21 protein-coding genes are annotated in these 19,412 nt (G+C 39.5%); 20 read left to right on the forward strand and 1 reads right to left on the reverse strand.

Annotation, left to right across the window (positions count from 1 at the left end; all coding sequences use genetic code 11):
- Positions 1–301 precede the first annotated feature (301 nt).
- The 20 genes from CO692_RS15060 to CO692_RS15155 all read left to right on the forward strand — a co-directional run bounded on the left by CO692_RS15060 (position 302) and on the right by CO692_RS15155 (position 18,329).
- Positions 302–1,132 (forward strand): prenyltransferase, encoded by an 831-nt coding sequence (locus tag CO692_RS15060; RefSeq protein WP_096742591.1) that lies wholly within the window; start codon positions 302–304, stop codon positions 1,130–1,132.
- A gap of 110 nt (positions 1,133–1,242) precedes the next feature.
- Complete coding sequence (locus tag CO692_RS15065; protein ID WP_077453775.1) at positions 1,243–1,935, forward strand: response regulator transcription factor; 693 nt, start codon at positions 1,243–1,245, stop codon at positions 1,933–1,935.
- Positions 1,928–2,911, forward strand: a complete 984-nt coding sequence (locus tag CO692_RS15070; protein ID WP_096742592.1) for a sensor histidine kinase — start codon at positions 1,928–1,930, stop codon at positions 2,909–2,911. Before CO692_RS15065 ends, CO692_RS15070 begins: the two co-directional genes overlap by 8 nt.
- Before the next feature lie 93 nt (positions 2,912–3,004).
- Positions 3,005–3,763, forward strand: coding sequence for an ABC transporter ATP-binding protein (locus CO692_RS15075; RefSeq protein WP_096742593.1), 759 nt, complete (start codon positions 3,005–3,007; stop codon positions 3,761–3,763).
- Positions 3,764–3,765: 2 nt separating this feature from the next.
- Positions 3,766–5,739 carry an ABC transporter permease gene (locus CO692_RS15080; RefSeq protein ID WP_096742594.1) on the forward strand — a complete coding sequence of 658 codons (1,974 nt, stop codon included), beginning with the start codon at positions 3,766–3,768 and terminating at the stop codon, positions 5,737–5,739.
- 320 nt (positions 5,740–6,059) lie between these two features.
- The gene (locus tag CO692_RS15085) at positions 6,060–6,752 is read left to right on the forward strand and encodes a M23 family metallopeptidase (RefSeq protein WP_096742595.1); all 693 of its coding nucleotides are present in this window, start codon (positions 6,060–6,062) and stop codon (positions 6,750–6,752) included.
- Between the two features lie 134 nt (positions 6,753–6,886).
- A complete protein-coding gene (locus CO692_RS15090) occupies positions 6,887–7,423 on the forward strand; it encodes a CDP-alcohol phosphatidyltransferase family protein (RefSeq protein ID WP_096742596.1) in 537 nt (178 codons plus the stop codon).
- A 139-nt stretch (positions 7,424–7,562) separates the two neighbouring features.
- Positions 7,563–8,546, forward strand: coding sequence for a serine hydrolase domain-containing protein (locus CO692_RS15095; RefSeq protein ID WP_086292502.1), 984 nt, complete (start codon positions 7,563–7,565; stop codon positions 8,544–8,546).
- A 283-nt stretch (positions 8,547–8,829) separates the two neighbouring features.
- The gene (locus CO692_RS15100) at positions 8,830–9,177 is read left to right on the forward strand and encodes a hypothetical protein (protein ID WP_186366380.1); all 348 of its coding nucleotides are present in this window, start codon (positions 8,830–8,832) and stop codon (positions 9,175–9,177) included.
- Between the two features lie 171 nt (positions 9,178–9,348).
- Entirely contained in the window at positions 9,349–9,651 is a 303-nt protein-coding gene (locus CO692_RS15105; protein ID WP_081118934.1) for an antibiotic biosynthesis monooxygenase family protein, read from the forward strand.
- Between the two features lie 59 nt (positions 9,652–9,710).
- Positions 9,711–10,175, forward strand: coding sequence for a hypothetical protein (locus tag CO692_RS15110; RefSeq protein ID WP_096742598.1), 465 nt, complete (start codon positions 9,711–9,713; stop codon positions 10,173–10,175).
- 48 nt (positions 10,176–10,223) lie between these two features.
- Positions 10,224–10,685: a DUF3788 family protein gene (locus CO692_RS15115; RefSeq protein WP_096742599.1), complete on the forward strand. Its 462-nt coding sequence runs from the start codon at positions 10,224–10,226 to the stop codon at positions 10,683–10,685.
- 470 nt (positions 10,686–11,155) lie between these two features.
- Positions 11,156–11,830 carry a response regulator transcription factor gene (locus tag CO692_RS15120; protein WP_081118938.1) on the forward strand — a complete coding sequence of 225 codons (675 nt, stop codon included), beginning with the start codon at positions 11,156–11,158 and terminating at the stop codon, positions 11,828–11,830.
- An 88-nt stretch (positions 11,831–11,918) separates the two neighbouring features.
- Positions 11,919–12,833: an ATP-binding cassette domain-containing protein gene (locus tag CO692_RS15125; protein WP_096742600.1), complete on the forward strand. Its 915-nt coding sequence runs from the start codon at positions 11,919–11,921 to the stop codon at positions 12,831–12,833.
- The gene (locus tag CO692_RS15130; protein WP_081118940.1) at positions 12,826–13,662 is read left to right on the forward strand and encodes an ABC transporter permease subunit; all 837 of its coding nucleotides are present in this window, start codon (positions 12,826–12,828) and stop codon (positions 13,660–13,662) included. The genes CO692_RS15125 and CO692_RS15130 overlap by 8 nt, the downstream gene beginning before the upstream one ends.
- 9 nt (positions 13,663–13,671) lie before the next feature.
- Complete coding sequence (locus CO692_RS15135) at positions 13,672–14,565, forward strand: sensor histidine kinase (protein WP_096742601.1); 894 nt, start codon at positions 13,672–13,674, stop codon at positions 14,563–14,565.
- 233 nt (positions 14,566–14,798) lie between these two features.
- Positions 14,799–15,581 carry a MerR family transcriptional regulator gene (locus CO692_RS15140; RefSeq protein WP_186366379.1) on the forward strand — a complete coding sequence of 261 codons (783 nt, stop codon included), beginning with the start codon at positions 14,799–14,801 and terminating at the stop codon, positions 15,579–15,581.
- Positions 15,581–16,528 (forward strand): ATP-binding cassette domain-containing protein, encoded by a 948-nt coding sequence (locus CO692_RS15145; protein ID WP_222422865.1) that lies wholly within the window; start codon positions 15,581–15,583, stop codon positions 16,526–16,528. The genes CO692_RS15140 and CO692_RS15145 overlap by 1 nt, the downstream gene beginning before the upstream one ends.
- On the forward strand, positions 16,525–17,310 hold the full coding sequence (locus CO692_RS15150; protein WP_096742604.1) for an ABC transporter permease: 786 nt from the start codon (positions 16,525–16,527) through the stop codon (positions 17,308–17,310). The genes CO692_RS15145 and CO692_RS15150 overlap by 4 nt, the downstream gene beginning before the upstream one ends.
- A gap of 158 nt (positions 17,311–17,468) precedes the next feature.
- Entirely contained in the window at positions 17,469–18,329 is an 861-nt protein-coding gene (locus tag CO692_RS15155) for an AraC family transcriptional regulator (RefSeq protein WP_077453758.1), read from the forward strand.
- A 193-nt stretch (positions 18,330–18,522) separates the two neighbouring features.
- Here CO692_RS15155 and CO692_RS15160 read toward each other — a convergent pair whose 3' ends face one another.
- Complete coding sequence (locus CO692_RS15160; protein WP_096742605.1) at positions 18,523–19,407, reverse strand: LysR family transcriptional regulator; 885 nt, start codon at positions 19,405–19,407, stop codon at positions 18,523–18,525.
- Positions 19,408–19,412: the final 5 nt, after the last annotated feature.

Consider the following 19,412-nt stretch of genomic DNA (forward strand, 5'->3'; position numbering starts at 1 on the left):
GCGTGAACGTGTTCCTATTCAGGTGATCTTTCATTATGGGGTTCGAATGACCATGCGATATCAGAGACAAACTTTTTTCGAACCTGTCATCAGGAAAACTAGAACACTCTTTTTTAAAAGTACGTCTGTCTGGAAAAAACTATTTGTTTCCTAAAATTCATTTGGATAATTCAAAAACAAAAATCTAACTCGTGTGTTAAAAAACGTTCGAATTTTTATCATTCTAGAAGCGAGTGCACCGTGGGTCAATGAGGATTATTGGGTTGATTGCACGACACTTAAGAGATGGAGGAAGATCAATATGGATCAGAGCATTCAGCAAGATATCGAAGCAATCATTTCCCGTCAAAATGATCATGGTGCCGATTTATGGTCGACGCCAGACCATAAATTACTAAAAGGAGCACCCTTTACGACCTTAGAAAGTCCTCTTTATTTACTTGAACTTGGTATGTCACATGAGGAGAACTTATTAAAAGAGACAGCTGCATTGATCTTTCAAGGATGGAGAGAAGATGGCAGATTTAAAATTTCGCCATCAGGGGGGATCTATCCTTGTCACACAGCACAGGCTTTGCGAACGCTGTGTGCTCTTGGTTACGCAAGGGACCAGCGGCTGCAACAGACCTTTCACTATTTTCTTGCTACTCAGGAAGCAGATGGCGGCTGGAAGTGTAATAAGTATAGTTTTGGTCGCGGACCGGAGACCCACTTTTCTACTCCAATGACGACGTTAACGGTCCTTGATGCCTTTCGATATACTCATGATCGTGAGAAGATGGAAACGCTTCATCAAGCAATCGAATTTTTGCTTGCTCATTGGGAGATCCGGCAGCCAATCAGTCCTTGTCATTATGGGATGGGCACATTATTTATGCAGACAGAATATCCCTTTAGAGGGTACAATCTTTTTTATTATCTGTATGTCTTGTCTTTTTATCCTGCTGCCAGAAAAGACGCACGGTTTTTGGAGGCTTTGCAGCAGTTTGAATCAAAAGTTCAAAATGGCAATGTCATCGTAGAACGGGTCGTACCAAAACTGGGGAAACTGAATTTTTGTAAAAAAGGACAAATCAGTCCCTTTGCTACACAGCGTTACCAAGAAATCCTTGCTCGATTGGCAGAGGAATGATGAAAAAAACAGCCCTTTGGAATGTTCCCCCGCATCTAGACGTTTCTTTTTCTTTTCTGGTACACTGTCTGTAAAGAAGCAGTTGATTAAACAACAGAGGAGAGAAAGACATGCAAAAAATATATCTTGTTGAAGATGATGCAACGATCGTCTCTGTTTTAGCAGAATATTTGCAGCAATGGGGGTACGAATGTGTTTCGGCGAAGAATTTTGCTAGCATCTTGCAAGAGTTTCATGAGAACAAACCGGATCTCGTTCTTTTAGATATTTCACTGCCTTATTACAACGGGTATCATTGGTGCCAAGAAATTCGCAAGACGTCAGAAGTGCCGATCATTTTCCTTTCGTCGATGGATCAACAGATGAATCAGATCATGGCGATGAACATGGGAGCAGATGATTATTTAACAAAACCCTTTGATTTAGCCTTCGTTTTGGCAAAAATCCAAGCATTGCTGCGGCGCAGCTATCAGTATAGCCACCAACAAGCGCTGACCTTTGAGATAGGGCAAGTAACCTTTTATCCCACAGAAAATGTATTAAAAAAACAGGGGGAACAGTTGCCGCTGTCTCCAAATGAAGCTCGGATTCTTTCCTTGCTTTTGCAGCATCGAGGGAAGATCGTAGCCAAAGAGACCATCATTGAAATGCTCTGGAATAGTGAAGAATTCATCGATAATAACACATTAGCGGTCAATATGACCCGCTTGCGAAAAAAATTAAGCCAGATCGAACTATCCGATTTGATCCAGACGGTAAAGAATAAAGGGTATTTGATCGAAAAGGAACAGGCCTATGACTAACGTGAAAGAATATTTCGTCCTTTATGGAAAGTTTTATCTCGTTTACCTGCTGTTTAGTGCGGGCCTATTTGGGCTATTCTTTCTCCACAGCCTTTCGTTGGAGCCCTTCATTGACTATGTGGTCTTTTCAGGGGTGATCTTAGGGGGACTTTCCCTTTTTCATTATTTTCGTTACGCACAAAAAAGAAAGCAGCTGCAGCATTTATTAAGAAAAGAACGTATGACGGAAGCGGCGTTGGCGTTCTTGCCTGCCACTCGAAATCGCTTAGAAGACGAATACCAAGCCCTTCTTAAACAATTGGCAAGAGAAAAAACCACTTCTGATTACAAGGCAGCGTTAAAAAATGAAGAAATTTATGAAGATTTCGGCTTGTGGCTTCATCAAATCAAAACGCCTCTAGCTGCGCTGGATCTTTTGGTCCAAAGCGATTCGTTGTCACCGACGGAGGTCAAAGCGGAATTATTTAAGGTGAATGATTACTTGCAAATGATGTTGAATTATTTACGACAAAATTTAGCGAATGAAGATTTTGTCTTTGAGTCGATTGCTTTAGCGCCCCTCGTTCGTCAAACGATCAAAAAGTATGCCTTGTTTTTCTCGAAAAAGAATCTGCAACTGGACATGGCGGTGGATTTGACGGTGACATCTGATCGAAAGTGGCTCGTTTTTATTTTTGAACAGGTTCTTTTCAACAGCTTGAAGTATACCGAAACCGGTGGCATCACTGTTTTCACTAAAGACAATGCCTTGGTGATTCAAGATAGCGGCATTGGTATTCGTAAGGAAGACTTGCCAAGGGTTTTTGAGAAAGGATATACGGGACAAAATGGTCGCTTTCAGCAACGAGCGAGCGGGCTAGGCTTATATATGAGTCAACAAGCGGCTGAAAAAATCGGCTGCCGTTTAGCGATTGATTCTGAAGTAGGACAGGGAACCATCGTCACGCTTCATTTTCCCACCACAAATAACCGATAGCCGCAAACTTTCAACACTGTAAGTTTGCGGTTTTTATTGTAAGTCGCTTTTTTCTGCCAGTCAGCTTATTCTAAAAAGGAAGGAGGGAACAAGATGACACTTTTAAACATTCAACAAGTAAAAAAAATCTATCAAAGTCAGCTGAACGGACAACCCGTTGAAGCGTTGAAAAATATTACCTTTATGGTAGAAGAGGGGGAATATGTCGCTATCATGGGGGAATCAGGTTCGGGAAAGAGTACGCTGCTGAACTTGATGGCAACGTTAGACCAACCGACAGCGGGTGAAATGCAGCTGGATGGCATCGATTTGACCACGATCAAAGAAAAAGACGCAGCGAGTTTTCGACGGGATCACTTAGGCTTTGTTTTTCAAGACTTTAATTTGTTGGACACCTTTTCGGTAAAGGACAATATTTTATTGCCATTAGTTTTATCGAAAGTTTCCGTCAAACAAATGGAAAAGCAGCTTCAGCCCATCGTACAAACTTTAGGGATCGCCGATTTATTGCAGCACTATCCGTATGAATTGTCTGGCGGACAAAAGCAACGGGTCGCCGTCGCACGAGCGATCATCACAAAACCAGAACTGCTTTTAGCAGATGAGCCAACCGGAGCGCTGGATTCGAAAACCTCTGATCAACTGCTGACATTATTTCAACAGATCAATCAAAATGGACAGACGATCGTGATGGTCACTCACAGTTCGATCGCAGCCAGTCGCGCACAACGCGTCTTGTTTATCAAAGACGGGTATGTGTTTCACCAGCTGTATCGAGGGGATCGCAGCAATACCGCTTTTCTAGAAGCAATCGCCGAAACAATGACTGCTGTCTTTGCAAAGGAGGAGTAACGATGTTCTTTCAAAAAATCGCCTTCTCCAATTTGCGTAAAAATGCCAAAGCTTACACAACCTTTTTATTATCCATGAGTTTCTTGGTGGCTGTTTTGATGATGACGCAAATCATCGTAAACAATCCGGGAATGAGAGAACTTCCTAGTAGTCAAAGCGCCATCTTCATGTTTCGTTTAGGAAATATCATCCTCATGATTTTTGCGGCGATCTTTTCCTTTTACACCAATAACTTTTTGATCAAGCAGCGAAAAAAAGAATTTGGTCTCTACAATGTTTTAGGACTAGGAAAACGCGAGATAGCCTTCGTGGTTTTTTGGGAACTCTTTTACAGTTTTCTCATTAGCCTTGCCGCCGGATTGATCAGTGGCTTATTGTTTGCACGATTAGGATTTTTGATTTTGAAGAAAATATTAGCCGTAGGCGAGTTCTTTGTCTTCAAACTGTCATTTGAGAGTATTGGCTTGGTGATCCTGTATTTTATATTCATCTTTGGGTGTTTATTTTTATTTGACCTGTTGCAAGTACGCAAAACCAACCCACTTCAACTGCTACAGGGAAGCAAACGTAATGAAAAAGAGCCTCGTGCGAAAGGCATTTTAGCACTTTTGGGTGTCCTTTGTTTAGTGGCAGGATATACGATTTCTGTGACAATCAAGTCGCCCATCAGTGCCTTAGGCCTCTTCTTTGTCGCAGTTATCCTCGTGATTTTAGCCACCTATCTGTTGTTTATTTCTGGCAGTATCAAAGCATTGCAGTTTTTAAGAAAACGAACGACCTATTATTATCAAACGAACCATTTTATCAATGTCTCTACCATGTTGTATCGGATGAAACAAAATGCGGCTGGTTTAGCGAGTATCTGTATCTTATCAACGATGGTGTTAGTGACCGTTGCTACGACCGCCAGTCTTTATTTTGGACAAAAGAATGTGATCGAAACCCGTTATCCGTACGATGTTCAAATTGAATCAGCAGCTGATTCCCAGCAAATCAACACAGCGATTGATGGACTTGAAGAGAAGCTAACGATCAAAGAGCGCCAACAAGTCACTACAACAAGACCGTTGCTTTTTACCTTTGAGGAACCAAATTTTGTTCCCTCAACCACTTTTGAAGAAAATAGCGGTAGCTTAGATAAAGTTGTGTATCTTATTTTTCTTACCAGTTCTGAATACCATGAAATCACCGGGAAAACAGGACCTGCTGAAGATGAATTATTCGTTTTTCCCGCAACCTGGACCCAACAAGCATTACCAGAAAAGGCCACAATCGATGATCGTCAATTTCGCTTGCGGGAATTGAAAGAACTGCCAACATTCACGAAAACAGAAAACCCCGTTCAGCATCTTGTTCTCGTGGCGGATGATCAGTGGCTTTCCGAAAAGCTAAGCTCTTGGTATCAAAACGAAGATTTCCAGCTTTACCAGCAACCAGTAACAACAACAGTCTTCAATTTTCAAACAGCAGAAGCAAGCGATCGTGAAATCATCGCAAAAGAGATTCGCAGCGAACTTCTGGCAGCAGATGCTCATGCGAGCGTTCAGTCAAAAGATCTTTTTGAAGATGAGACAAAAACCTTTACTGGTGGTTTTTTCTTCTTAGGCTTGATTTTTGGTGTGATCTTTATTTTAGCTGCCGCGTTGATCATTTATTATAAACAAGTCTCCGAAGGAATGGAGGACAAAGAACGTTTCGAGATCTTGCAAAAAGTTGGGTTAAGCCATAAGGAAGTCAAACAAGTGATCCAGCAGCAAGTCTTGATGATCTTCTCGTTTCCTTTGGCTGCTGCGATCATCCATTTAGCGTTTGCTTTTCCGATGATTCAGAAGTTGTTGCTTCTTTTTGGTCTAACAGATCGCAACTTATTGATTACGGTATCGATTATTTCTGTCCTATTGTTTACAATGATTTATCTGCTGGTGTATTTCATCACCGCAAGGGTCTACTATCGATTGGTGGAGCGCAAACAGTAGAAGATGGACAAACGCTATTTTGTCAGATGATAGCTGGATGGATTAGCCGTCACCGACAGGAGCTACAAAAATAAAATGTAAGAACACCCATTCGTGAAGCGACGCTCAAAAGTTAGAATTTTTGGTCTAACATTTTGGAATTGCTACATGATTGAGGTGTTTTTTTTGATAATACGCCCGTTAGCCCACTTTTTTAGAGTTGAAAAAAAGCCTTAGGTGACCTATAGTGAAAAGGAGTAAAGCGCAGGTGCAGAGTGCCGTGCGGATGATAGTCATTTCCAAATAAAAGGGATCATGTGATCCAAAAAGGAGAAAGCCTTATGAAAGAGCAGAAGATAACCATTGGATTCCCCTTAAGAGGTGAGTGGCTTGCGCCGACTACACCAGCCGAGAAGATTCCTAGCCATGGTACCGATCGAATGGGGTTGCGTTATGCCTTTGATTTTTTACAAGTTAACTTTGAGGGGAAAACCAAGGCTTTTCATAATCGAAGCTTTCTGCGCTATTTCTTCTTAGGGGTTCCGCTGGAGAGCTGTTATTGTTGGGGCGAAAAAATCTATGCACCTTGTGATGGCGAAGTAATTGTTGCAAGAGATGGCTATCGGGAACGGAAAATCGTTCACTGGATCAGAGACTCTTCGATCGCTGTAAAAAATGGTTTGTTTTATAATGAACACAAAGATGATTATCAACAAATAGCTGGCAACTACATTGTGATAAAAGCTTCTGAGGGCGTTTATATGGCATTTGTCCATCTGCAAAAAGGATCTGTCACTGTTTCCGTAGGACAAAACATCACCAAAGGGATGGTGATCGGAAACGTCGGCCATTCAGGAAATTCGACTTCGCCTCATCTCCATTTTCAAGTGATGGACACCAGTGATATCGCTCATGCAAAAGGGCTTCCTTGTCGTTTTGAAGAATACGAGGTTTACCGAGAAGGACGATGGATAAAGGTTTGGAATCAGATGCCAGATAGTACAGAACGGATAAGATTTTTGCAGGAGCATTAGGGACAAGCTGTGAAACATTCATAGGGGGCATCGCCGAAATGATTAGAAGAAAGAACATTTAATCGTTTCTGAGCTTCTTTAAAAAATTTGCAACAATCTTAGGTATTCAGAAAATGTATCTCTGGGGGAAACAAATGAAGCAATTACCCAATATTCTTACCACTTCTCGCCTAATTCTCGCACCATTTTTACTATTCCTTCAGCCAATGTCTGGCTGGTTTTGGCTGCTTTATTCTTATTGTTTTTTAAGTGACCTCGTCGATGGGCTACTTGCAAGAAGGATGAAGCTCACCAGTGAGGTCGGTGCCTTACTAGACAGTTTCGCAGATGTCAGCTTTTTTCTCGCCGTTTTTCTTTCTTTACTACCACGGCTTCTGGAAACCCAAGCAATCATGGTTTGGATCTTGGTGATCGCTATCATCCGTTTCGTCAGTTATCTGATTGGCTATGTAAAATATCGGTCTTTTAGCAGTCTGCATACATGGCTCAACAAAGCAGTCGGATTTCTTTTATGTATTTTCCCGTTGTTGCTCATCATGTTCCATGAAAAAATTGTTATCTTGATTTTGGGGATCATCGCCACTATTTCCGCATTAGAAGAATTGCTGATAACGATCCTCTCAAAAAAACTGGATAGAAATCAAAAATCGATAATCGAAAGTTTTAAGTAAGGCGCCTCTGTCATTGAGGGCCTTTTTTTGCTTATTCAAAGCTAACAGTCTTTTAAAAGATTCGTTAAAAACAATTTTAAAAATAACATTGAAAACCATTTTTAATGGCCTTATGCTTATCTTTGAAGGAGGCTTACAAATGAATAGACAAGAACTGCATGCATGTATCAGTAAAAACCAGCCTAATATTTGCCAAATTTCTGCCTACCAAAATGGAAAGGAAATTTACTCGGATGAATGGCATGAGTATAAGCCAGAGGACACTTGCCACCTTATGTCCGCTACGAAAAGTATCGTTTCTCTACTAGTCGGGATAGCGATCGATCAAGGCTTCATCAGGAGTGTCAATGACAAAGTACTTGATTATTTTCCAGACTATCAAGTAAAACGGGGCGAAAAAACGATTTACGACATTACCATCAAACACCTATTAACGATGCGAGCCCCGTATAAATGCAAAGGTGATCCATGGACAAAGGTTTGCTCGAGTGATGACTGGACCAGCGCCTCGCTTGATTTATTGGGAGGAAGAAAAGGAGTGACAAATGAATTCAATTATCAAACCGTTTGTCTGCAGATTCTCACTGGTTTGTTAGCGAAAGCTTCTGGAATGACGACTGTTGATTATGCGAACCATTATTTATTTCGACCTCTTGGCGTAGCCGAAATGACCAGCTATTATGCGGAAACGGCAGAAGAGCATAAGCACTTTACGATGGACAAGGCACCAAAAAAACCAGTTTGGTTTTGCGATCCTTTAAATATTGGCACTGCAGGTTACGGGCTTTGTCTTTCAGCAAAAGATTTAGCCAAAATTGGTGAGCTATGCTTGAACCATGGCATCCATCAAGGAAAACAAGTGATTTCCTCACAATGGCTCACTGAAATGGTCAATCCGCTAGAGACAAACATAGAGAAATTTCAAAACATGAGTTATGGATATTTGTGGTGGATTTTGGATACTGAGAAAAGCACCTATGCCGCCATCGGCAATAGTGGAAATGTCCTTTACATCGATCCCAAATCAGAGATTGTTATCGCCATTACGGCTTATTTTAAGCCAACTGTCTTTGATCGAATCGACTTTATCGAGACAGATCTTAAACCATTTCTATTTCAATAACGAGCAATAAGTAAAAGCAGTCCGCTGTCATAAGCCGACTGCTTTTTTGTAGGTAACAGCTTTAAGAATCCTTTCTTGATCGCGACAAGCAGAGACCTATTGAGAAAACTTGGCTACTCGTTTTATGAATTTATAATCTAGCAATTTGGTACCACATATAGGTGGCTAAATGAATAATAAACGGAAGATAAATAAGAAATGAACAAAATGACCAAACAATCACCGTCGTAAACTTGGTATACTATAATTGAGAAGAAAATCACAAGCGAAAGGAGCGGTAGGAGTGTTTTCAGAAATCAGTATCTATCAAGTGAAACCAAGTGAAGTCGATACCTTTGAAGCAATCATGCAAGAAGCAACAGAGGCAATGAAGGTCATGGAGGGAGCTATGTTCTTTCGATTAATGAAACGAACCCACTACATTAAAGAAATGAGCACCATCAAGGAAGGGCGCCTGCCTGATCCATTGACAAGAGTCATAAAATGTGTGAAATATGCCCACTATTGGGAGTTTGATACCGAAGAAAACTATGGTAAAGCTCAAAAAAGGTTGTATGAAAGTTATTGGAAAGCAATGGAGAAATGTTTGATGGTTCCCCACGACAAGCTATTGGGGGAAGTTGTTGGGTGATCGTGTCCGTATCGAAGGCTCTCCAGTTGAACGGACTTTTCGTTCCAACTGTCTAGAGATTACAAGTGGAAATACAACAGGAGGTTAAAAAGTCATTTGAAGATTGAATCGACAACTATTCGTTTTTTAAGCGCTCTATTTCTTGAGGGAATCAGAAAGGAGGGGAACACGATGGCACAGGTTGCTTTTCATAACTCATACAAATTAAAAAAGGGTGTTTCAACAGCAGAATTTGTTCGAGTCGTTGAACAATTAAACCGTGAATATATTTCCAAACAAAGAGGGTATCTTTCTTTTGAATTATTCGTAGATGGAGAAATTTGGGCGGACATCACCAAGTTCGAAACGAAAGAAGATGCGGAAGCATTTGCCCGATGCGGCACGCCAAATGCCTTTGCACAAAAGTTTTATTCGTTCATCAATTTAAACAGTTGCCGCTCTCACCTATATACGATTGAAAAAACGTTCAAATAACTTAGCCACCATGGAATAAACAGCGCAAAAAACAATTCATATGAAAAGAGGAACTTTTTATGACAAAAACAGCAGAATGGTATCAAGGAAAAGCCGGTCGGGCAGAACATTTGGTCTATTTAAATAAGGAAGCCAAAGAGCTTGAGAAACTGATTCAAGGTGACAAAACAATGATCATTCGGGGGGCAGCCGGAAGAAAATCACCATTAGGAGGAAGAGCAAAAATCAACGATCTTGTTTATTTTGTGGAGACCGGCGGCGATTTGACCATCACTCATCGGGGCATCCTCGCCAACGTGATTGAATCTGAAAAGATGACGAAAGAAGAATCCATAGATTTTGTAAAACGCTATGAAAAAGAGTTGAATTTATCGAAAAAACAAGTCGATCGTTGGGCAGGAAAAAAATATCTAGCGGTCTATGAAATCGCTGAATTAGAAGAAATAACACCATTTCAGTACAATCGTGAAAAAAATATGGATGATTGGATCATCACTGATGATATCAACAAAATCAAATTGTAACGTAGCGAAAACCTTAAAAAACGAAGCGCAAAGGAGTTGAGTGAACGGATGGAAGGCAAAGAGCAATTGTTTCGAGACAAAAACGTGAAACCAACAGAGCAGCTGATTGCTGAATCACTGGGAGAGGAATATGCCATTTATCAACGTTTTATCGAAACTATTAAAAACGAGGGTATCTCTCTTATGGATTGGCGCTATTACCAAGATGGAAAAGCGTGGTTGTCCAAAGGCGAATACAAATGGACAACGACTTGTGGAACGAATAAAGTGAAACCGATTTTTTGGCTCTCGTTGTGGGAAGGGTTCTTCAAAGTTTCCTTTCACTTTAGCGAGAAAGTCCGAACACAGTTATTGTCTTTACCAATCAGTGAAGAGACAAAAGAAGCCATTTATAAGGCGCCGACCAATGGCACAAAAATGAAGTTTTTCTCTGTAATTTTTGATGTAGCTAGTGATAGTTCTTTGAATGATATTTATGTTTTAGTCAACTTCAGAAAATCATTTATCTAAAGGGATTCGGAGATAACGAAGAAAGTAAGGTAAGGTTTTACTGATCGTTGCTGTAGAGGTTACTCTTGGTAGCATGAATGAAGTATTGCCGTAAAAAAAGCGTTAGCTTTTCTTACGGTATTTTTTTTGATTTTGTACAACATAAACTCGATTATGCTTTTTGAGATATTTTTAATTTATTGGTAGATAAAATTTCTTTCTTCGCGTAATATTTTCAATATGATGAACATTTATTATCAATATATAGTGATTTTTCTTCTATAATGTGTTTTTTTTGCGTATTAATAAGAATGAGGGGATAAACTTTGTGATTGACCTTTTCAATATTGAAGTGAAAGAAAAACTAAAACTGCATAATAAATAAATGAAAAGTATATGTTATCGTAGAATATAGCTGAGTTAGATTTAGAAAGCGAGATCGGTTCACTTCTCAGTTCTGTCGAGATACACGAAGTTTTGTGGAGGTTCAAATGAAAAAAATAGTGATTATTGATGATGATCTGCATATTAGTAATATGTTAAAAGAACTTTTAAGTAAAGAGGGATATCAAGTTTCGCAAGCCTATTCGGGCACAGAGGCAGTCATGCTTTTATCCTCATACACACCAGATCTTATTTTGCTTGACTTAATGTTACCGGGTTTATCTGGAGAAGAGGTGCTTCCACTGATTAAAGGGATTCCCGTGATCATAGTTAGTGCAAAAGTGGACATCGACAACAAAGTAGATTTGTTGCTGAAAGGAGCATGTGATTATATAGTCAAGCCCTTTCATTCGAAAGAATTACTTGCTCGCATAGCGGTTCAACTTCGAAATCCCCAATATTCGAGAAATGAAAACAGCCTTTTTTATGCTAGTGATATCGAGTTGAATATGGATTTACAGATTGTGAAGATAGCTGACCAACAAATAAGCCTAACAAAGACTGAGGCTAGCATTTTACGTCTTTTGGTGCAAAACCCCACACAAGTGATAACGAAGTCGCAATTGATTGAACGAATTAATCAGGAGACATATGATTGTACAGAAAGCTCATTGAAAGTTCATGTCAGTAATCTAAGGAAAAAATTGCGCGTAATTAGTGATAAGGATTATATAGAATCGGTTTGGGGCATTGGCTTTAAAATGAGACAAGAAGAATCTTAACATTATCTTTACTGTTATCTTAACTATTTTCTTTACAAGTGCTTTGTAGAATGTTGGTGTAACTAAAATCAACAAGGAGGACGTTTCAATGGAATATGTTCTAAAAACAATGGGGGTTGGAAAAAATTATCATTCTTTCAAAGCGTTGGAAAATTTATCTTTAAAGGTACCAAAAGGAGCAATTTATGGGTTTGTTGGTAAGAATGGTGCCGGAAAAACCACATTGCTGAGAATCATTTGCGGATTGCAGCAACCTACTTATGGCGAGTATATTCTCTATGGTGCAAACAGCACAGACAAGGAGATTGTAAAAGCTCGCAGAAGACTTGGAGCAGTGGTGGAAACTCCCTCCATTTATCTTGAGATGACGGCAAAAGAGAATTTAAAACAACAATACAAGATTTTAGGTTTACCTTCTTATCATGGGCTTGAAAGTATCTTGACCATGGTAGGTCTAAGCGATACAGGGAAGAAAAAGGCAAAAAACTTTTCCCTAGGTATGCGCCAAAGATTAGGAATTGCGATTAGTTTGGTTGGAGATCCTGACTTTTTGATTCTGGATGAACCTACTAATGGTTTGGACCCCCAAGGAATCATTGAAATACGTGAGCTGATTTTAAAATTAAAGCGTGAATATCAGATTACTGTATTGATATCCAGTCATATCTTAGGTGAGCTTTCGAAATTTGCAACTCATTACGGTTTTATTGACAAAGGGCAGTTAGTCAAAGAAATAAGTAAGGAAGAATTGGATGAGATCTGTGGCAAATATACGCGGATAGAAGTGAATGATATGAAAGCTGCTACTTTCGTACTCGATGAGCTAGGGGTAGAATATCGAATAATTTCAGATACCATCGTTGATGTTTTCGCTAAGCTTAATATTTCTCGTTTATCTCTACAATTAGCAAAGGTCGATTGTGAAATGCTTTCTCTTCATGAGCAAGAGGAAAGCCTTGAAAGCTATTATATGAGTCTTGTTGGAGGTGAAACCAATGAATAGATTGATAACTGCCAATCTTTTACGTATTCGCACAAGTAAATCCTTTTGGGGTGGACTTGTATTTATGGTGTTGATGGCCTATTTTTTGGCTTATCACCGTTATTATAACGCAGAAATGTATCAAATCGACTATATACTCGATAATACATTTTTTACGGGTGCTATTTTTGGCTCCTTGGCTTTGGCTATTTTTTCTAGTTTGTATTTTGGTACCGAATATAGTGAGGGAACGATCCGCAATAAAGTGATTGCCGGTCACACTAGGAATACCATCTATCTTGCCAATTTGACGGCGGCTTCGATTGTGGCCATTGTGTATTCAACCGTCTTCTTTTTAATCCATTTGGGCATTGGTTTTTTTCTTGAAGGAAGATTTGTTTTGACACTCGGAAATTTATTGCTACTTGCTTTTGGCGTATACATGCTCTTGCTATCCATGGCTGGAATATATACTTTGATAGGGATGCTGATACAAAATAAATCCATTGTATCTCTTACCAGTATTCTGACTGTGGTATTTCTACTGCTTTTTGCGATGTACTCACTGAACAAACTTACTGAACCAGAAATGATCCCAGCTTATACTTCTTGGAACGGGTCTCCATTTTACGAAGTAGATACCCCAAATCCCGAATATGTAGAAGGAACACGACGCAAGGTCCATGAATTGATCCTTCAGACAACGCCTGGTGGACAAATGCTTCAATTTGCCAGTGTCGGTGTCATTGAATTGGAAGAAATAGAAAGATTACCAGTCTATTCAGGTAGCTTGCTACTCATCACTATCGGAATCGGCATGCCACTTTTTTATAAAAAAGACTTAAAATAAGGAGATACCATGGAGATTTGGCTCTATCTGGCTGGAATCATTTTAGGAGGGATCATCGTTGGTTTGATCTTAAAACTATGTTTACTGAAAAAAGCTGCTCTAGAAATTAAAGAAGCTTGTCAAGACAGAGTGCATATGGATACAAATACACTGATTGATCTTTCAAGCAATGATCCTTCAATGTGTGAATTAGCGAATGTTCTGAACGCTGAACTGCGCAAATTGCGAGCAGAACGCCATCGGTTTCAACAAGGTAATTCAGAAATACAACAAGCGATTATCAATATCTCTCATGATTTACGAACCCCTTTGACAGCCATGTTGGGTTATCTTGAATTACTTGAAACCATAGAAACAACAAAGGAAGCTCAACGATACATTGGCATTGTGAAAAACCGTGCTGAAATCTTGACACAATTGACCGAAGAGTTATTTGATTATTCAACCGTCATCACAAAAGACCAAGCGATAGAATCACAACCAGTTAATGTTAAAAGTGTTTTAGAAGAGAGTCTTTCTGCATTTTATCTCGCACTGCAGGAACAAAAGATCATACCTAACATTCAAATGCCGAAACAAGATGTAATACGAACCCTGGATCCTGTTGCGCTGTTGCGGGTGTTTTCAAACTTATTAAGTAATGTTATTAAGTATAGTGATGGGGATTTGGAAATAACTTTGTCTGAAGAAGGTGAAATCGTTTTTTGCAATACAGCGAAGGAGCTAGATCAGGTTCAAGTGGCGCAACTGTTTCATCGTTTTTATACAGTAGATACTACTAGGAAATCAACTGGCTTGGGTTTGGCCATATCACGATCACTTATTGAAGAGATGAATGGAACTATTATGGCTAATTATGAAAATAGTCGCTTGAGCATTCGGTTGCTACTTCCAGATAGATGATTTAATGAACAAGCATAAAGGATATCCATACGTATATTTGAAAGACGTTTCTTTTAAAAGGAGACGTCTTTTTTAGGGTTAAAAGCTGGAACAGACATTTCCGTTTTTACTAGTTGATGAGATTTGCATAGAGAAGAAAAAATGCTGATAAGATAGCTTGTTCATAACGTTAGGTCATGAGCTATACTGAACACAAGAAGAGCGTAATGCAAATGAGAGGAGCAAAAACAAAAATGGATGAAAAAAGCAATGGGATTCCTCATGGCTATATGACTGTAGGTCAATTGGCGAAAAAAATGGACGTAACGGTGCGAACAATTCAATATTATGACAAGCGAGGAATCTTGCCCCCTTCCTCAGTGAGTGAAGGGGGCCGACGACTTTATACAGACAAAGACTTCGTGAAGTTGCACCAAATTCAATCGTTAAAATATTTAGGATTCTCTCTGGAACAAATCAAACAAGTATTGCCAACGATGAGTAATCCAGAAGAGGTGTCCAGTATTCTTGTCAAGCAAATAAAGCAGTTGAGAGATAAAATCAGTTCTTTAACAGATAGTTTAGAAGCATTGGAAGCATTTGCTCAGGAAGTAACAACGATGGAAAAAGTAGACTGGGCTGCCTATGCAGACATTATCATGTTGTTGCAATCAAACAGTGAGTTGTATTGGACGAGAAAACATTTTTCTGAAAAAGTAACGACACAAGTTGCGAACTTATATGAAGCAGAGATTGGCGAATTGGTTCAAGAACAAAACCTTCTACTGGAAGAAGCGGAACAATTGCATCTTGCCGGTGTTGCTCCTGACAGCACGCAAGGACAACGATTTGCTCAACGTTTTTGGCAAGTAGTGATGCAGATCGTTGGTGATAATACGCATTTACTCAATGAGTTTGCGGATATCGCTACTAAATACGGCGACAAAAAGTGGAAAGCGAAACAGTCGTTTATCGAGAAGGCTCTAGATTTCTACTTAAGCAACAATCAGGAACAAGTAGAAAGAGGTGAAATATGATGAAAAATAATCGACTTCCAGCTGTTGTGGTGAAAGACTTAAAAAAGACCTTTCAGAGGCAGCAAGTGTTAAAAGGGGTCTCATTTACCGTTGAAAGCGGGAGCATTTTTGCGCTTCTAGGCTCAAATGGTGCCGGAAAAACGACCATTGTGAACATCCTTTCGACGCTTAAAACCATGGATAGTGGTTGTGTAATGATCAACCAGTATGATGTCGTAAAACAACCCAATGAAGTGAGGCGACATATTACGTTGACGGGACAATACACTACAGTGGATGAGTTATTGTCGGGTCGCGAAAATTTGTATTTGATTGGAGAATTGCGAAACTTACCCCATAAAAAAACAGAAGCTGCCGCTTTGTTGGAGCTGTTTTCATTGCAAGACGCCGCGGATCGATTAGTTGCCACTTATTCTGGTGGAATGCGACGTAGATTGGATATTGCGATGAGTTTGATGGGCCAAGCATCGGTTGTTTTCTTAGATGAACCGACAACTGGATTAGATCCCCAAAACCGGCTTGAGATGTGGAGAATCATTCGAGAAATGGCCGCTCAAGGAACCACAGTTTTTCTGACGACCCAATATTTGCATGAAGCGGAGATTTTGGCAGATCAAATAGCGAGATTGCATGATGGCGTAATTCTTGCAAAGGGAACACCGGCAACGCTGAAACAGGTTTTACCACAGGGAATCATAAACCTTCAAGTAAGGAATGAAGCAGATGAAAAAAAGGTTATGGAGTTATTGAAGAATTATCCACTTCGGAAATGTAGTTATGAACATGGAATAGAAGTTCAGACGGATGGAACTCTGCAACAACTCGAAGAGGTTTTACATCAGCTCAATAAAGAGAGTATTATTTTGGAAGCTTTTACACCCAAGCAACCAACAATAGAAGACGCTTTTTTCGCCTTAATTGGAGAAAAACAGGAGGAATCGGTATGAGTGTGAAAAATTCTAATCAGTCACTGTATAGAGATACGAAAACATTAGCTATACGAAACCTAAAACTTTCCTTTCGAACGCCTGGAACTTTTGCTCTAGCACTTGTCATGCCAGCTTCAATGTTGGTTGTCTTTGTCTATGCGTTTGGCGGAGCGATGAATGTAGGAGAGGGGAACTTTATTGATTATATCGTTCCTGGAATTATTTTAGTAACGATTGGTCAATTCGCGCCATCTGTTTCAGTTCGTTTAAGTAACGATATGACAAATGGGATCATTGATCGATTTCGAACGTTGCCGATTTCAAATGCGTCAATTCTTCTTGCTCACGTCACATCTTCGATTTTACAAAACGTATTCACGGTAACGATAACAATGGGTACGGCTATTTTGTTAGGATTTAGACCAACAGCAAATTTTAAGGATTGGATGATTATCATCTTGTTAATGATTTTGTATATTAAGATGATCATGTGGCTAGCTACTTTAAATGGTATTTTGGCGAAAACACCTGAGAGTTCTTCTGACTTAATGTTGCTGATTAGTGCGTTACCTTTTTTAAGTTCTGCTTTTGTCCCGACCGATACGATGCCTCCTCTTCTAAGGATATTTGCTGAAAACCAACCGATGACTCCTATTCTAGATAGCCTTCGATCACTGCTACTGAGCGAGGATTTGCCAACAAGAACAATACAAATGGCATTTTTTTGGGGGATTGGGCTGACAATCTTGTTTGGCTGCTCATCGATAATTATGTATAAAATAAAGATGAAACGAGACTGATAGTTAATATGTTATGTAGACAAGTAGTTCCTTTATTATTAATGAAAGTGAAATTTATTAGAAAGGAGCAGTTGTTTCGGACTGTCTTATATTTAGCAAGAAATGCAAAGCATATACTGTTCATTTCTTTATAATAGTATTCAGAAGGAGATGATTGGATGGATTGGTTAAAAGGAATGAATGAAGTGATTGAATATATTGAGAAAAATCTAACAGAACCTATCGATTTGCAAACCTTAGCAACTATTTTAGGATGTTCTGTCTATGAATTTTCTCGTATCTTTTCATTCATGACTGAAATATCTATTTCAGAATACATTCGACGCAGAAGATTGTCGCAAGCAGTTTTTGATATTCAAAAGAGTGATACGAAGATGATTGATATTGCATTGAAATACTGTTACGAATCACCAGCTGCGTTTTCGAGAGCGTTTAAAGAACTCCACGGTACAACCCCGACATCTGTACGAACCTCGAATGTATCGGTAAAGACTTATCCACCCATTCATTTCTTACTTAGTATAAAAGGAGTGAGCGACATGGCGTTTAGAATTGAAGAGAAAGAAAAATTTGAGATTATAGGCTTATCAGGTGTGATTTCTGATGAAGTTACAGCAGGTATGCCTACTGTATGGTATGAGTTTTATGAAAGCTACTATGAGCAGATGGTTCAAAACTTTCAAGCGCCCTATTGGCAAGTCGCAGCGTATGATTTCCATCCTATTAAAAATGATCTAAGCATCATAATTGGAGCAGAATATAAGAATGAGTTTTCCTTGAAAGAAACCCTATCGATAAAAACCATACCTGCTTCATCATGGGCGGTATTCGAAATTGATGGCTGTATTGATGAAACTAGGGACAAAGCCTATACAAGAATCTTAACGGAATGGTTTCCAACCAGTCACTATCGGCGAAATGAAGATCTGCCCAATCTTGAAGTTTTTCCTGGAGATACGCAAGAAAGAATCTCAAACTGGGAAATCTGGATGCCAATTTTACCGAAAGAAATCGTCTGAGAAATATTTTACACAAAAATGAATGTTTGAAGTCGAAGGAACTTGCAAATGAGAGATTCTCTCCCAAAGTCCTCTTTTTGACAAGAATATTTACTATACAAAGTGAAATAATAAGTAGGTGGTTGGCTCTCTAAAATATTGCCATTAAATAAAAACTGTTTCTTTCTATGAAAAAAGAAACAGTTTTTATTTTTCATATCTCTTCAAATGCTTCCTTCATCCGCTCCAAGAAAAGTCCAGAAGCCTTTGAAAAAACTTGGGTGTTTTTCCAGATGACATCAAGGTTTGATTCCAATGTAGGACTCAATTTTCTAAAACATAAAGGACTGTCAGGGGCGAAGTTGACTAATTTATCCAGGGTCAAGCCGTAGCCGACACCTTCTTCTACCAGCTTTGATGCATTGTAAACAAGGTTATATGTGGCGACGACCGTCAATTTTTTAAGGTCTTTTTTCAACCATTTAGAAAGTTCACTGCTGATCAGACTTTGTCGAGAAGTAATTAGGGGAACGTCCCAGAGATCTTTTGGAGTAATGACTTCTTTGACAGCTAGCGGACTGTCTTTTCGAATCAACACGCCCCAAGTATCTTTGGCAGGCAAGCGCAAGGAATGGTACTTTTTGACGTTGACGGGGCTGATTACGACGCCAAAATCCAACAATCCTTTATCCAATCGTTCTTTGACTTCGTCAGCATTGCCACTAAATAAATGAAATTTGATGTTAGGGTATTCAGCTTGGATTTCTTTGATGATCGTTCCCAGCAACTGAATCACATAAGTTTCTCCAGCTCCGATCGATACATTGCCGGCGATCGTATCTCGAGGCGACAAGAATTCTGAGCGGGTCTTTTCTAATAATTCTACGATTTCTTCCGCCCGTTTACGAAACAACAGTCCGTCTTCTGTTAGCGTGATTTTGCGATTGCCTCGGGTGAACAACGTCACGCCCAATTCTTTTTCTAAGTCCATTAACTGTCGTGACAGGGATGGTTGAGAGAGATGTAGATGTTTTGCGGCAGCTGAAATCGTTTCTTTTTCTGCAACTGCTAGAAAGGTGGTTAAATTTTTTAATTCCATAAGTC

The organism is Enterococcus sp. FDAARGOS_375 (assembly GCF_002393265.1).
Taxonomy (GTDB): Bacteria; Bacillota; Bacilli; order Lactobacillales; family Enterococcaceae; genus Enterococcus_D; species Enterococcus_D innesii.